Origin of the sequence: Sporomusa sphaeroides DSM 2875 (assembly GCF_001941975.2) — a bacterium.
Taxonomy (GTDB): domain Bacteria; phylum Bacillota; class Negativicutes; order Sporomusales; family Sporomusaceae; genus Sporomusa; species Sporomusa sphaeroides.
This window is the reverse complement of the sequence record NZ_CP146991.1, coordinates 435,719-450,000: the sequence shown is the minus strand read 5'-3', so window position 1 is coordinate 450,000 and position 14,282 is coordinate 435,719. Positions and strand designations below refer to the sequence as shown.

Genomic DNA, 14,282 nt, shown 5'->3' with positions numbered 1-14,282 from the left:
AATATATCTTTTTGAATTTTCAATCGCATGTTTCAGCGACTTCTATATATTAGCATATAGCAATTGGTCTGTCAACATCTCAATTGAGTAACCATCGGTTAAATCTTCAAGCGAACGAATAGTATGTTAACACAATGACTTCGAGCTTGTCAATCAAAAACAAGATAGTTGTATGACAGCCGTCCACACTATATCTTGTGACGGCGCCTAAAACCTATAAACACTGTCAGACGGATAAAAAGCTGACCGGCCGCAACCGGTCAGCTTTTTACACGTAGTTAATCACGGTGACGCATATGCGGGAAAAGCAGCACATCCCGGATGGAATAGGAATCGGTCAAAAACATAACCAACCGGTCAATACCAATACCCAGACCACCTGTAGGCGGCAGGCCATACTCAAGTGCGGTGATATAGTCTTCATCCATCATATGAGCTTCATCATCACCAGCCAGCCGCTGTGTCAGCTGATCAGCAAATCGTCCGTGCTGATCAATCGGATCATTCAATTCCGAAAAACCATTGGCAATCTCACGGGCAAAAACAAATGCCTCAAACCGGTCGGTAATGTCCGGATTGTCTTTGTTACGTTTAGCCAAAGGTGATATCTCGGTAGGGTGGCCAATAATAAAGGTTGGCTGAATCAAATGCTGCTCTGCCACTTCCTCAAATACATTGTTCAAAATTCCGCCAATTCCATGCTTTTGTTCATACTTAACACCTAGTTTATCGGCAATAGCCCTAGCCGCTTCGATGGTGGTAACCTCATCAAAGTCCACTCCGGCAAACTTTTTAATAGCTTCCGGCATAGTCATCCGGTTCCAGGGCGGTGTCAGGTCAATTTCCTGTCCTTGATAAGTAATCTTGGTGGTGCCAAGAACGGCCTGGGCGACACCGGCTACGACTTCTTCTGTCAAACGCATAACATCCTGATAGTCAGCAAACGCCTGATACAGTTCGATCATGGTGAATTCCGGATTATGCTTAATCGAAATGCCTTCGTTTCTGAATACCCGCCCGAGTTCATACACTTTTTCAAAACCGCCCACAATCAGGCGTTTGAGGTATAGCTCCGGCGCAATCCTCATATATAGCTTCATGTCAAGTGCATTATGATGGGTAACAAACGGCTTGGCTGCTGCCCCACCGGCGATCGGATGCATCATGGGGGTCTCCACTTCCAGGAAACCGCGATCATCCAATTGCTGGCGCATAGCTCTGATGATTTTGCTGCGTATGACGAAGTTATTGCGTACCTCAGGGTTTACAATCAAATCAAGGTAACGCTGACGATAGCGGGTCTCAACATCTTTCAATCCATGCCATTTTTCCGGCAGCGGCCGGAGTGTCTTAGCCAAAAATTCAAAGCTGGTGGCCTTGATGCTGATTTCACCTTTTTGGGTTGTAAATACCACGCCTTCAATGCCTACAAGATCACCAATATCTAAGAGTCGAAACTGCTCATAGGCAGTTTCCCCCAGCACATCCTGGCGAAAATAAACCTGAATTTTGCCGGTCATATCCATTACATGGCCAAAGCTGGCCTTCCCATGACCGCGTACGGCCATAAGCCGGCCGGCTATGCGGACAGTTTGTCCCTCTAATTGAGCATACTGCTCAATGACGGTCTGCGCGTGATGGGTAAAATCATATTTCCGCCCAAAAGGCTCAATCCCCTGGGCAGCAATTTTATCCATCTTCTCCCGGCGAACCTTCATCAATTCGTTTAGGTCTTCTGCTGTCTGCTGATTATCTTGTACTGCTTCTGTTTCTGCCATGTAACGTCTCCCCTGTCCTACTTTCTTCAACTATCAGATTACTATTGTCGTCTGATCTCCATGACTTCATATTTCAAAATTCCGGCTGGAACATTTACTTCTACCACACTGCCGACCTTCTGGCCAATAATAGCCTGACCAACAGGTGATTCGTTAGAAATTTTGAATTCGGCAGGATCGGCTTCAGCCGAACCAACAATAGTATATTCCAATTCATCATCAAATTCCAGATCTTTAAGCTTAACGGTGGAGCCCAGCGCCACAATGTCGGTGCCTACTTCGCCTTCGTCTATAACTTTGGCATTGCGCAGGATTTTTTCCAAGCCCAGAATTTCACCCTCAATAAAGGCCTGTTCATTTTTGGCATCTTCATACTCTGAGTTTTCGCTGATATCACCGAATTCAATGGCTTGTTTAATACGCTCAGCCACTTCCCGGCGGCGAACTGATTTTAAATGGTCAAGCTTTTGCTCCAACTTCTTCAGCCCGTCTATGGTCAGCATAACGTCTTTTTCCATTATTACATTCTCCTCTTTATTCAAATATTTGCAAAAGTCTTTTTTGCAAATATTGCAAATTCCTTTTGTGATAGTGTATTCGGTTGAGTAAAAAAATTGCCCGAAGTTGCGGGAAAATCTTTAGCTATCAGGACTGGGCAATATAAATAGTGTCAAGTAGGACTTGACACTGTTGATGGGTAAGAGGCCTGACACTATGACTATCCCCTATTTTTCATTATTATAGGCATAAATGAGATTTTTGTCAATATTTTCTAAAGCACCCCTTTGTATACCTGATTGTACTTGAATAGCTTTCCGGGCAGCATTATTTTTAATCCCAGTCAGTTCCGGCGGCGTAATTGCTCTCTCAAAACTTCGGAATCCGGCAAGTTTAAAACCGTGCTTATTCGCCAATTTATTAATAGTTTCGACTTGTTTTACCGTCAAGTCCCGCCCTAGCGTAAAGTTTTCGTAACGTCCCTCTAACGCTAATATCATGGTTTCTGCCATACAGGCATAGGCAGTTTGCGGTGGAAACCCAAAGTTTAAGCCAAACTGTACATCTCCCGGGACCTCAACTATCCCACCTTCGATGACAAGTACATCATTACGTATTTCTGCTACCCGACGGGAGACATTGCGCGGCCTGGCTACATCGCACACAATAGCGCCTGGTTTTAGGTCCTCAGGCTCAATTATACTGTCAATAGCGCTGGTTACGGCCACAACAATATCTGCATTTCGAATAGCATGTTTAGTATTTGCAGTTACCCGCACGGCTAATCCTGTAGATTTTAAAATTTGTGCAGCAAGTTTTTCAAGCTTGGATTCATCACGGGCAGCCAGTGTTAAATAGCGCACTTCCTTGGCTAAAATCTGTGCACAAGCTGCGCCAATAGCACCTGTCGCACCCAGGATAAGTACATTAGCCCGTTCTAAATCAATTTCCATCAGCTTAGCTGCCTGACGCGTTCCTTCCAATGCGGTTGCCACCGTGTAACTGTTGCCTGTGGTCACTGCAATATTCAAATTCTTGGCGATAGATATGCCCGCATCACCAACGATGGAAGTAAAAGCACCAAGGCCAACAATTTTTGCGCCCAGTTTTTCAGCTACTTTGCCGGCCTTAATAATCTTCTTAATGACATAGGGTTCAGGCATGTCCAGCATTTGACGGGATGTCAGGGGGCACCCTATAAACCATCCTTCAGCCGTATTATGCCCGGAATCGATACCTCTAATGTGAGATACTTTAAACGGTGGTATGTATTTAATAATTCCCTCTACTAACCCATCAGGCCAGTTACGGGTAAAGGAAAATTTCCGGCTAAAATCCCTGGCTTCAAGCGGATGAACTACAAAAGCAAATTTTTGCAAATACAAGCGCCTCCTTCATCATAAGGTTTTTAACCTCGGCTCAATCCCGTTTTGTTCTATAAGCTGGTTATAATCGTCTACCGTTAGCTGCTCGGGGCGTTTGCCAGATAAAGCGGTCAGTACCCCTTCTAAAATATTAGTGCCAAAAGACCGCCCGCCCATCTCCGGCGTAGTGGTTACCAGGATGGCCACACCGCGTTTTCTGAGCAGGGTTTCATCCTCTTGGGTCACAGTGTTGGTAATAATTAGTTTATCTTTCATAGTCGCCGGCATATATCGTCTAATGAAATGAAAATCTCCGGCAATAATACTGGCGTTATGGAAATACTGTTCAAATTTGGGGGTAACTTGTGTCTGCTTGTCACCGGTAGGATAAAACAAGCTAACAGGCAGTTTGGTGACAATAGGAGCTATCAGGCTGGCCAACCGGGACAAACCGGTTAAAGTGGTAATAGGTACAGGCAGCCCTAACCCAAACATCAAATCACCAAATACCGTCCGGCTGCCGGCTGCCGCCAAGGCTTCGGCCAGACCGAACCGGTCAACGGCACACACGATAAGTACCTCTTTATCTTTGAAATCCCAGCCGTGTTTAGTCATAAGACAGGATACTACCCGCCGCTCCAAGGTGTTTTTTATGGCACTACCGTCAACTACCGGCGTTATTTTGGCGTTGGCAGCCAAAGCTGCCGACTCCCGGAAAGTATACCGCTTTGCACCGGCATAAATATACAGGTCAGTACCGCCAAGACCAATAGCATCCACCTGGCCGTCCAGTTCGCGAATAAGCCGCGCCGCCTTATTTTTATCTCCGTCTGTTCCTATTCGGTTAATACAAAATTCGTGCCCGCCAAAAGTGGCGACTGTCGTACCATTGCGTTTAGATGAACCCAGACTGATGCTTACCACCTGTTTCATCGCATATCCCCCCGACTAAAACCTGAGCTGCTTAATAAGTGCACAAATATCCTCCGGATTCACATATTTATCTTCTGCGATTGGTGATTCCCCAATTTGTACGCCGATTACGGCTTTGTCCAGTAAGGTCTCCATTAGCTTTATCCGCATATTTGACCCAATAATAATTACTATATCATGCTTACGCACACTGGAAATAATCTCCATAATGGTATTGAAAAGCTCGATACCGCTCTTAGTCTGAACAAAGTCCCAGCGCTCCTGCTCAGACAAAAGCAGGCAGTAATCAATGCCTTCCCGTCTGGCTATGGCGTAAATTTCCTCGCAGTTTTTTATCGGGAAACCAATGAGTGCTATCCGGCCGCCTTTGCGAATCTCGCCAATCGTCTCCAGGCGTGAAACAAAAGTCCGGTCAACACCCGCCTGCCCCGCTACTTCCAGCTGTGACAGGCCGCCCTTGCGCAGTTCAAGAATTTTGTCCACAGTATGATGAATCTTCTGACGGTCAACAATCTTGTCACCAATGCGAAGCAACACGACTTGGTCATCTCCCCTTGTAGTATATGTGCACAATATTGTGTACATACATATTTTAGCATTATTTTTGCTTGTTAACAAGTTTTTCCATAAAATAGGAAAATTCGAAAAAAACCGTTATCCCCAGGGTTCAAAGGGGAAACGGCTTATTACTTTCTTATAGGTTTGCAGCTTTAATATTGTATCATCATGAACCATACCTTTTTTGAGCCCTTGTAAAACACGGATGCCTTGGTTCATAGTAAGACCGATATCATCAGTCAGCTGAGACATCGTCGAGCGGCGGGCTTTATCCAGTGACTCATTCAAGGATTTGCCTGCTTCAATATTGCTGACAAACTCTTGGGCCAAATATACCTGGGCTAAATTGGTCATCGGATTGCCGCAGGCACCGCTGGCCGTCAATCCTAAAGCCTCCGGCAGGGTATGCTTGATGCTAAACTCCACCGATTTTTTCAGTTCGTCGGTTTCCCGGCTCATAGCTGCAATCAGTGTCCGGGGCGTACAAAGCCCATAGGTCTGTAATGCCCTGATGACAGAATGTTCAATGGTGTGAGCCTGTTCCAGTTCAACCAATCCGCCTAAATTAGCGGTTATACTTACTTGCCGGCCTGTTTCCAGGTCATTCCCATATAATGTAACAGGAATATCACTTTTATCCCGGAACTCTGTATAGCCGCCCTGCGGCGCCCACCCGGCACCGGAAATGGACGGATACTCCTGCCGCAGCTTCTTTAAGTTAAGCTGTTCAACATTATCGGAATAGATATAGCTGCCAGCCGTACGGAGTGTATGCCAGCGGGCATGGCCCCGCCCTTCCAGCTTAGCCATCAGTACAGGAGTTTCAACGCCGGCCTCGTCGACAACCGCATGATTCCAGATATTCATGATACGGACAATTACACCTACAGGATACAAGCCTTGTTCTTCCACAATCCAGGGACAGATGAGAATTTCTTTTCCCACCCCTACATCTAACAGTAACTGGCCGCCATTTTCAATAATAAACATACCGGTAATCGTCCCGCCCTGTGCTCTTGGCAATACGCCGTTAGCGACAGGCATAATAAGCATATTCACGATCTTCACCTCAATGCCAGCGCACGGTAATCTTCCATAATTCGAATAAAATCGGCTTTACTTGCCGCCTGGTTAAAGGTAAGCCTTAACTCGGCCGATTTATGCAGCCCCTTGGTGTACCAGGCAGCATGACTGCGCATTTCTCTGATACCAACATACTCGCCTTTGTGCTCAACAAGCATATCCAGATGCCGCAGCAGCATATCAATCCGTTCGTCAAGTCCTGGCGGCAACAGTATTTCACCGGTGGCCAGATAATGGATTATTTGACGGAATATCCAGGGATTGCCTTGTGCTCCCCGTCCTACCATTATGCCATCACAGCCGGTCTCAGTCAATAAACGCTTGGCATCATGCGGAGTGCGGACATCACCATTGCCGATAACAGGTATGCCAACAGCCTGTTTTACCTCCCTGATACTATTCCAGTCAGCCTGACCGGAGTAAAACTGTTCCCGGGTCCTGCCATGCACACTGACAGCCGCCGCGCCGGCCTGTTCGGCCAGTTTGGCAATCTCTACGGCATTAACCGATTTATCATCCCAGCCTTTGCGAAACTTTACAGTTACCGGCACATCGCCAGCCGCCGTTACGACGGCAGCAATAATGCGATAGGCTAAATCAGGGTTGCGCATAAGCGCCGAACCTTCGCCATTTCTAACAATTTTATTCGTAGGGCAGCCCATATTGATATCAATAATATCAGCTCCGGCATCGGCAACAATGGTGGCTGCTTTTCCCATACTGTCAGGCTCTGAACCAAAGATCTGCAGCGCCACCGGCCGTTCCCGTTCATCAATAGCCAGCAGCTTCTTGGTATGAACATTATCATAAATAAGTCCTTTATCACTAACCATCTCGGAATAGACCAAGCCACAGCCCATTTCTTTGGCAAGCAAACGAAACGGCAGGTCTGTTACCCCGGCCATAGGTGCCAGGATAACGGGATTGGCCAATTTGAGTTTCCCGATTTGCATATGACCTCCTATATTTTTAAAGGGCGGCCATATTGACCGCCCTGCTTAGCCTCTGTATTACCGGTTGCGTTCGTAAATAAGACGGAGACCCTCTAATGTCAGGAAGGTATCCACCTTATCAATGGTGTTAGACTCCTGGGCAATAAGGTTGGCTAAACCGCCTGTAGCGACAACACTCGCCTTCTGTCCCATCTCAATACGCATGCGACGGACAATTTCATCTACTTGTCCAACAAAACCATAAATAATGCCTGACTGCATACTATTGATAGTATTGCGGCATATCACATTTTTAGGCTTAATAAGTTCGATGCGGGGCAATTTAGCTGCCCGCTGGAATAAAGCTTCAGTGGAAATACCAATACCTGGTGCAATGGCACCACCCAGATAATCGCCATTTTCCGCCAAAGCGCAAAAGGTGGTGGCTGTGCCAAAATCCACAATAATCAACGGTCCGCCATATTTGTCATAGGCCGCAATGGCATTTACAATACGGTCTGCACCCACTTCGCGCGGATTTTCATACTTGATACACATACCGGTTTTAACACCAGGCCCAACAACAAGCGGATCGACATTAAAATATCGCTGGCACATCCTGGTTAACGGTACAACCAGCGGCGGAACAACCGAAGAAATAACAATGGCTTCAATATCTTCCATTTTCATGCCGCGATAAGTAAACAGGTTGTAAATCAACATTCCGTACTCATCACCGGGCTTTTGTTTATCTGTCGATACCCGCCAGTGGTACACAAGTTCTTCGCCGTCAAAAGCTCCCAAAACGATGTTGCTGTTGCCAACATCAAATACTAATAACATGAGTAAAATCCCCCTGTGCAGCAGGAAGCTGCCTGCGCTATTCGTACAGATTTAATTATTAATAGCTACTATTGTACCGCAAAAACGGGAAGATTGTAAATACACTAAAGCAATACGCGAAATTAACAGTCATTTTAAACAGGCTGCCTGCTGCCAAGCAAACCGGTTTTTAACAAAGCCCGGCGTACACGTACACCAACATATACCGCAGCCGCTGTTTTAATCAGGTCAAACGGCAAAAAGGGCAGCACTGCCAGATTCAGCGCCCTGTCCAGCGTCATAGCTTTGTGCAGCACATATTGGAAGGAAAGCATGAATCCCGCCAAACCCGCACCATAAATAACCGCCAGACCGGCTAACATGGACAAAGCGGTATACTTGTAGGTCAGTTCAAAGTGTTCCGCAACATAGCCAACAATATACGTACAGAAAAAATAGCCAACAATATAACCGCCCGTAGGACCAATTAAGACAGCCGCTCCTGCTTTGCCCTGGGCAAAAACCGGCAGCCCGAATACACCTAAAAGCACCCAGACGGCCACACTTGCCGGCCCTAAACGGCTGCCCAGCACCATACCGGCCAGCAGCACCATCATAACCTGCATGACAACCGGCACAGGTCCAATAGGAATAGATATCTGAGAGCTCACCGCCAGCAGAGCGGCAAACAAACTGGTAAGCGCCATCGAACGAATTTGCATCAGGTTCCCTCCTCAATACTAGGTCTGATAGATACATCACCGGCCAGCACCCGTTCTATGCCTTGCGGTGTCTTAATGAGCAACGCGCCGTCGGCATCAATATCAACAGCCAGGCCGGTAAAATTCCGGTCAATACCATTCACCGCCACCTGCTGACCTAAGGTGACCGACTGGTTTTTCCACTCGGCAAGTATTGGCGCAAAGCCTGAAGTTTTGACTGTACTATACACATTTTCCAGTTCAGCCAGAATAGCTGTCAGCAGCTTCATGCGCGGAATCCGGCATCCGGCTGCCATGGCTAACGAAGTGGCGGTAGCGGCAATTTCTTCGGGAAAATCCTGCTCCTCCATATTAACATTAACACCAATGCCAATTACCACATAGTTAATGGCATCCATCTCCGCACTCATTTCTGTAAGAATGCCTACCACCTTGCGGTCCTTGCACAGAATGTCATTAGGCCATTTAATGCCACAGCCGGCGCCTGTTACAGCGTTTATTGCCCGGTTTATACCAACTGCTGCCATCAACGTGCATTTAGCCGCCTCCATGGGAGCAAACGGCGGCCTGAGAACTACCGACAGCCAGATCCCTTTGCCAAACGGCGAATACCAGCCTCTGGCCAAACGGCCGCGACCGGTAAGCTGCTCTTCGGCAACAACAATAGTACCCTCCGGACAGCCGTCGGCTGCCAATTTTTTGGCCGCATTATTAGTTGAATCAATTTCGCTAAAATAATGAACCTCCCGCCCCAGTACCGAACTGGTCAGATGAGCCTTAATCTCCCCCGGCAGTAAGCGTTCTGTCATTTGTCTAAACACATATCCCAGCCGGGGATGGGCTTCGATTTCGTAACCGGCTTGCTTAAGGGCGCGAATATGCTTCCAGACCGCTGTTCGCGATACCTTTAGTAACTGAGAGATATTTTCGCCTGAAATGTATTGATCTGAATTTTTCTTTAAGAGTTCCAAAATGGCCGTTCGCATTGCATATTCACTCCAAAGTCAGCATTGTTACCCTAATAATAATTCATTGGTTAACCATTGTCAATTAGGCCTTTCCCCTCATTTACACAACCGCCGGAGTATGATAGCATTGCTTTAGGTTCTGGACCCACTTTATCCTTTTGACCAAAAATGTATTTAATCACTATCGTGTGAGGTGGCTTATGGAACAGATCAAAATATTGCTGGCCGACGATGAAGCGACTATTGTTGAAGTCATTCAGCTTTATCTGGAGCGCGAAGGCTTTAAGGTCTTTACCGCATTTGACGGACAAACGGCCCTGGCAATAGAAGAGGAGCACCGTCCGGATTTATTAATTCTTGATGTCATGTTACCGAAACGAACAGGCTGGGAAATTTGCGCAGCGGTGGAACGCAAAGTACCTGTGATCTTTTTAACCGCCAAAAGTGCGGAAGCCGATAAGCTTACCGGATTTTCCCTGGGCGCGGATGACTATATTACCAAGCCCTTCAGCCCCCGCGAAGTTATTGCCCGGGTTAAAGCCGTACTGCGCCGCAGCGGCCTCTTGGTCGAGGCCGGCACCTGTATAGAGTTTCCTGAGCTCAGTATCGATTTAGCTGCCCAAACAGTAGCCTCCGGCAAAACAAGCAATCAACTGTCCCCCAAAGAGTTTGAGCTGTTAACTTTTCTGGCCCGCCATGCTAAAATGGCTTTTTCCCGGGAGCAGCTCCTCATTAATGTCTGGGGCTATGACTTCGACGGCGCCGACCGCACCGTTGACGCCACCATCAAACGCCTGCGGCAAAAAATTGATAACCCCAAATACTGTTATATCCATACGGTGTGGGGCGTAGGCTACAAATTTGAGGTGACTGCCAAATGATCAGATCGCTGTTTGCTAAACTGCTGTTATCACATGTGGCAATTATTCTTGTCAGCATGTTGACCTTAGGCTTACTTATGTCTTACCTGGTGCGTGATCATGTTATTGAAAACAAACGCCGTGACCTCCTGGCCAAAGGCAAAGCAGCCGTAGATATGCTTACACCCACCTTAGCCAAAGGGCAAAAGCCGCCTGACCGGTGGATTGACCGCATGGGCGATATGGCCGGCGGCGATATCTGGCTCATGGATAAAAACGGCAAGGTTCTTGCCGGTCAACCGCCAAAAGGCTGGAGAGGAAAACGCCTGGGAAACCTGTCCGAGTTATGGGATAAAGCCGATTGGCTGGATTTGGACAGCAACGGCTCACAGAAGATATTGAAACCCTGGCGCAATGGCGACCCGGCGATAGTGGCAGCCTTGCCGCTGCCACCGCGGGAATCCGATCCGCCAGCCGCATTATTTCTCTATTCTCCACTGAAAGGTGTCACCCGCACAACGCAGGCCCTGGGAAATTTGCTGCTATATTCTCTGGCAGCCAGTGCTTTTGCCGCCATGATTGTGGGACTGTTAACAGCCCGCAGCCTGACCCGTCCGCTGCGTGATATCAGCCAGGCCGCCGCTGCCTTTGCGGCCGGCAATTATGCCAGCCGCACCACAGCCACGCGAAGTGATGAAATCGGTGAGCTTGGCCGAACCTTTAACACAATGGCGGCAGAGCTGGCACAATTGGAACAAAAACGGCGCGAATTTTTGTCAGATGTCTCCCATGAAATAAAAACCCCGGTAGCCTCAATTCAAGCTTTGGCTGAAACCATGCTGGACGGGCTTGTCACCACCGAAAAACAACGCGAACGCTACCTCACCGGTATTGTGGCCGAAAGCAACCGGATTGGCCGGCTGGTTGGTGATTTGCTGGACCTTTCACAACTGGAAGCAGGCGAAATCCCCCTTGCCGCTCAGCCTATCCGGCTCACCGAGTTTATTACCGAACATACCTCTGCGCTGACTCCCTTCCTGGAGCTCAAAAAATTAACAGTAGAGACAAACATCCCGGACACACTGCCGCCAGTCCTGGCCGATCCCGACCGGCTGGATCAGGTGCTTACCAACCTTCTGACCAACGCAATTCGCCATGCTGTACCGGGTTCGGCCATCAGTCTGTCTGCCCGTACCTTTCAACAGCAGGTAGCTATTGATATAAGTAACACCGGCCAAGGCATCGAACCCGAACACCTGCCATATATCTGGCAGCGCTTTTACCGGGTAGATAAATCGCGTTCCCGCGGTGACGGCGGCACCGGGCTTGGCTTAGCCATCACCCACAAGTTAGTAATCGCGATGGGCGGCACTGTCGGCGCCACCAGTACGCCGGGCCAGACCACTACGTTTACGTTTACGCTGCCGGTGAAATCCGATTAGGAATAAAAATTTGCCACGCCCGTCAATGCCGGCGTGGCAATTTTATTTTTGCATACTTGTATTAGGAATTCAGCCTGTCAACGACACCCTCGACTAACCCATAGACATGCTCTGCCAGCTCGACAGGCAACGCTCCTGTGCCACAGCTTGGTGTCCAAATAATACTTTGCCGCAATACGGCAGCATCAACACCCCGCCCGGCCAGTTCGTCACACTGTTCATCAAACCGCCGCAGTATTGACGCCGGCGTTTCCTGCCAGGCTTCTTCCGAAGTAGGAACAAGCCCCCAGGCCAGTTTGCCGCCCTGCTCCAGGTACTGAGCCAAACCGTCTGCCTGCAGTGCCATGCCGGTAAAATAATGATACGCATCAAAACTTATTACATCCACCGGCAGCGCAAACAAAATTGACCAGTCAATGCCGGCGCAAGCATGCACCCCCACCTTAACACCTTCGGTGTGGAGGGCGTCAATAACAGCAGCCAAAGCAGCGGCGGCAGCTTCTCTGGTTAAGGTAATATGCGTAGATACGCCAATCAGAAACAGTCCCGGATCATCAATAAATATAAGTACAGGCAAACCCAGTGTTTTTAGCCGCCGTGCTTCGAGTACAGCCTCGGCGGTAAGGCAATGCACTAAAATTTCCCGCAGCGTCTCATCATAAAAACACGCCCTGCCCCGCTCATCCCTAATTTGCATCCCTACCGTCAGTGGCCCGCTGACATGACCTTTGACCCCTTGGGCCTTAGGGAAACAAAGGTTAAAATTCCTGATGAACGCTTCAAGACCGGCAAAAGCCTCACCCTCAAGCGCAAAGGTCTGCTCCGCCCTGCTATCGCCATTGACAAAGGCCAGATATTGCTCGTAAAAGTTACCGGCCTTATCCTCCCAGCCGGGCTCTGTCCGAACAAATACCGGATCCTTAAGCGGCCTTGACGTCAGCACCCCAAGTCTAATCAGCGGCTGAACATACTGTACGACAAAACCCTGTTCCGGCATCTTCGCCGGCAGCTGCGGCCAATGCGGCCAAACCGGCATGGCCTTGGCAATTACCTGCAGGGCCGTTAACTCATCCTGATGCGGCAAACTTCCCAGCCCGGTAGCCTGATACGGTTTTATCCAACTCATCCTTCTCCCCCTCTCACGAGTCAGGGAACCGTCCCTTGACTCAGTCTCTTTTCAGCAGCATAGCCGTAATGACAGCAGTCAGCGGTATAGCGCAAACCAAACCGATGCTGCCGGTTAAGGCTCTGGCAAATTCGGTCACGATCAGATTTAGATTTAGTATCTTTAGCATCGGCGCATTCTGTTGTGAAGCAATCAGCAGCATCAGGGGCAGGGAAGTGCCGGCATATGCCAGAATCAGGGTGATGGATGTGGTACCCATAATATCCCGCCCCACATTCATACCTGCCCGCACCAGTTCCTTAAAACCGATGGTCGGGTGAACGCTCCTGACCTCATATACCGCCGAGGCAATGGAAATGGTAACATCCATAACCGCCCCCAGGGAGCCAAAAACCATTCCCGCAAACAGCACGCCCTGAAAATCAATCTGTGCCAGCATAGATGCTTTGAGCAGCATGGCCTCTTCCGAGTCCAAGCCTGTCAGGTGCATAAGCTTGACCGATAGCATTGACAGTATTCCGGCTATCGCCACACCGCCGACAGTCCCCAAAATGGCGGCCAGGGTTTTTTTCGACACCCCGCTTACCACCACCTGGGTCACCACGGCAATAATGGCAGACACCACCAGGGTCAACAAGGTTAAGCTGTACAGATTAACCATCACCTGATCAATAAAAAACTTAAAGATGAGCAGCATCGCAAAGGCGATAACCAATACCGACTTAGCGCCCACCACTCCGCCAAACACCACCAGTGCCAGCACAAATAAACCGCCCAGCACATACACATAATCAAAGCGGTCAAAATCACTGACGTGATAGCTTGTTCTGCCCAGGTCACTGGTGACGGCAACAATAACCTTGTCACCCGGCTTAACCCTGATTTCATAGGCCGAACGGTCTGAGACAAAATTAAAGGTATCGACCACTTTGCCGGTCTCCGGTCCGCTTGTCAGCTGAATACTGACAAGCTCACCCTGGGCCATATGATACTGCTTCTGCATTGTTTGATCCAGCGGCCCCACAAATACCACAACACCTTTTTCGTATACAACCGGCGGAGCCGCCGGGGCGGCTTGCAGCACCCCGGTTGATAATAGCATAATCACTATAATTACTAACAGTTTTCTCACCCTGAACCTCCTTGGCATCTATATTTACATATAACAAAACGGCAGGTATGTATACCTGCCGTTG

At 48.6% G+C, this 14,282-nt stretch carries 14 protein-coding genes; 2 read left to right on the top strand and 12 right to left on the bottom strand.

Annotated elements, in window-relative coordinates; all coding sequences use genetic code 11:
• Positions 1-278: 278 nt before the first annotated feature.
• The 10 genes from lysS to SPSPH_RS01925 all read right to left on the bottom strand — a co-directional run bounded on the left by lysS (position 279) and on the right by SPSPH_RS01925 (position 9,676).
• A complete protein-coding gene (gene lysS / locus SPSPH_RS01970; RefSeq protein ID WP_075752716.1) occupies positions 279-1,778 on the bottom strand; it encodes a lysine--tRNA ligase in 1,500 nt (499 codons plus the stop codon).
• Positions 1,779-1,819: 41 nt separating this feature from the next.
• Positions 1,820-2,299 (bottom strand): transcription elongation factor GreA, encoded by a 480-nt coding sequence (gene greA, locus SPSPH_RS01965; RefSeq protein WP_075755902.1) that lies wholly within the window; start codon positions 2,297-2,299, stop codon positions 1,820-1,822.
• A 204-nt stretch (positions 2,300-2,503) separates the two neighbouring features.
• Positions 2,504-3,655: an NAD(P)H-binding protein gene (locus tag SPSPH_RS01960; RefSeq protein WP_083945358.1), complete on the bottom strand. Its 1,152-nt coding sequence runs from the start codon at positions 3,653-3,655 to the stop codon at positions 2,504-2,506.
• An 18-nt stretch (positions 3,656-3,673) separates the two neighbouring features.
• Positions 3,674-4,573 (bottom strand): quinate 5-dehydrogenase, encoded by a 900-nt coding sequence (locus SPSPH_RS01955; RefSeq protein ID WP_075752714.1) that lies wholly within the window; start codon positions 4,571-4,573, stop codon positions 3,674-3,676.
• A gap of 15 nt (positions 4,574-4,588) precedes the next feature.
• On the bottom strand, positions 4,589-5,110 hold the full coding sequence (locus SPSPH_RS01950; RefSeq protein ID WP_075752712.1) for a helix-turn-helix domain-containing protein: 522 nt from the start codon (positions 5,108-5,110) through the stop codon (positions 4,589-4,591).
• Between the two features lie 117 nt (positions 5,111-5,227).
• Entirely contained in the window at positions 5,228-6,184 is a 957-nt protein-coding gene (locus tag SPSPH_RS01945; RefSeq protein ID WP_083945357.1) for a hypothetical protein, read from the bottom strand.
• Positions 6,185-6,195: 11 nt separating this feature from the next.
• Positions 6,196-7,167, bottom strand: a complete 972-nt coding sequence (gene dusB / locus SPSPH_RS01940; RefSeq protein ID WP_075752708.1) for a tRNA dihydrouridine synthase DusB — start codon at positions 7,165-7,167, stop codon at positions 6,196-6,198.
• 57 nt (positions 7,168-7,224) lie between these two features.
• On the bottom strand, positions 7,225-7,989 hold the full coding sequence (locus SPSPH_RS01935) for a type III pantothenate kinase (protein ID WP_075752706.1): 765 nt from the start codon (positions 7,987-7,989) through the stop codon (positions 7,225-7,227).
• 134 nt (positions 7,990-8,123) lie between these two features.
• A complete protein-coding gene (locus SPSPH_RS01930) occupies positions 8,124-8,690 on the bottom strand; it encodes a biotin transporter BioY (protein ID WP_075752704.1) in 567 nt (188 codons plus the stop codon).
• On the bottom strand, positions 8,690-9,676 hold the full coding sequence (locus SPSPH_RS01925; protein ID WP_075752702.1) for a biotin--[acetyl-CoA-carboxylase] ligase: 987 nt from the start codon (positions 9,674-9,676) through the stop codon (positions 8,690-8,692). Before SPSPH_RS01925 ends, SPSPH_RS01930 begins: the two co-directional genes overlap by 1 nt.
• A gap of 182 nt (positions 9,677-9,858) precedes the next feature.
• Here SPSPH_RS01925 and SPSPH_RS01920 point away from each other — a divergent pair, with 182 nt between their 5' ends.
• A complete protein-coding gene (locus tag SPSPH_RS01920; protein WP_075752700.1) occupies positions 9,859-10,539 on the top strand; it encodes a response regulator transcription factor in 681 nt (226 codons plus the stop codon).
• Positions 10,536-11,960 (top strand): sensor histidine kinase, encoded by a 1,425-nt coding sequence (locus SPSPH_RS01915; protein WP_075752698.1) that lies wholly within the window; start codon positions 10,536-10,538, stop codon positions 11,958-11,960. The genes SPSPH_RS01920 and SPSPH_RS01915 overlap by 4 nt, the downstream gene beginning before the upstream one ends.
• 61 nt (positions 11,961-12,021) lie before the next feature.
• On the opposite strand, the gene SPSPH_RS01910 is transcribed toward SPSPH_RS01915, so the two are convergent.
• Positions 12,022-13,086, bottom strand: coding sequence for a hypothetical protein (locus SPSPH_RS01910; protein ID WP_075752696.1), 1,065 nt, complete (start codon positions 13,084-13,086; stop codon positions 12,022-12,024).
• A 40-nt stretch (positions 13,087-13,126) separates the two neighbouring features.
• Positions 13,127-14,218 carry a YibE/F family protein gene (locus SPSPH_RS01905; RefSeq protein ID WP_233138630.1) on the bottom strand — a complete coding sequence of 364 codons (1,092 nt, stop codon included), beginning with the start codon at positions 14,216-14,218 and terminating at the stop codon, positions 13,127-13,129.
• Between the last annotated feature and the right edge of the window lie 64 nt (positions 14,219-14,282).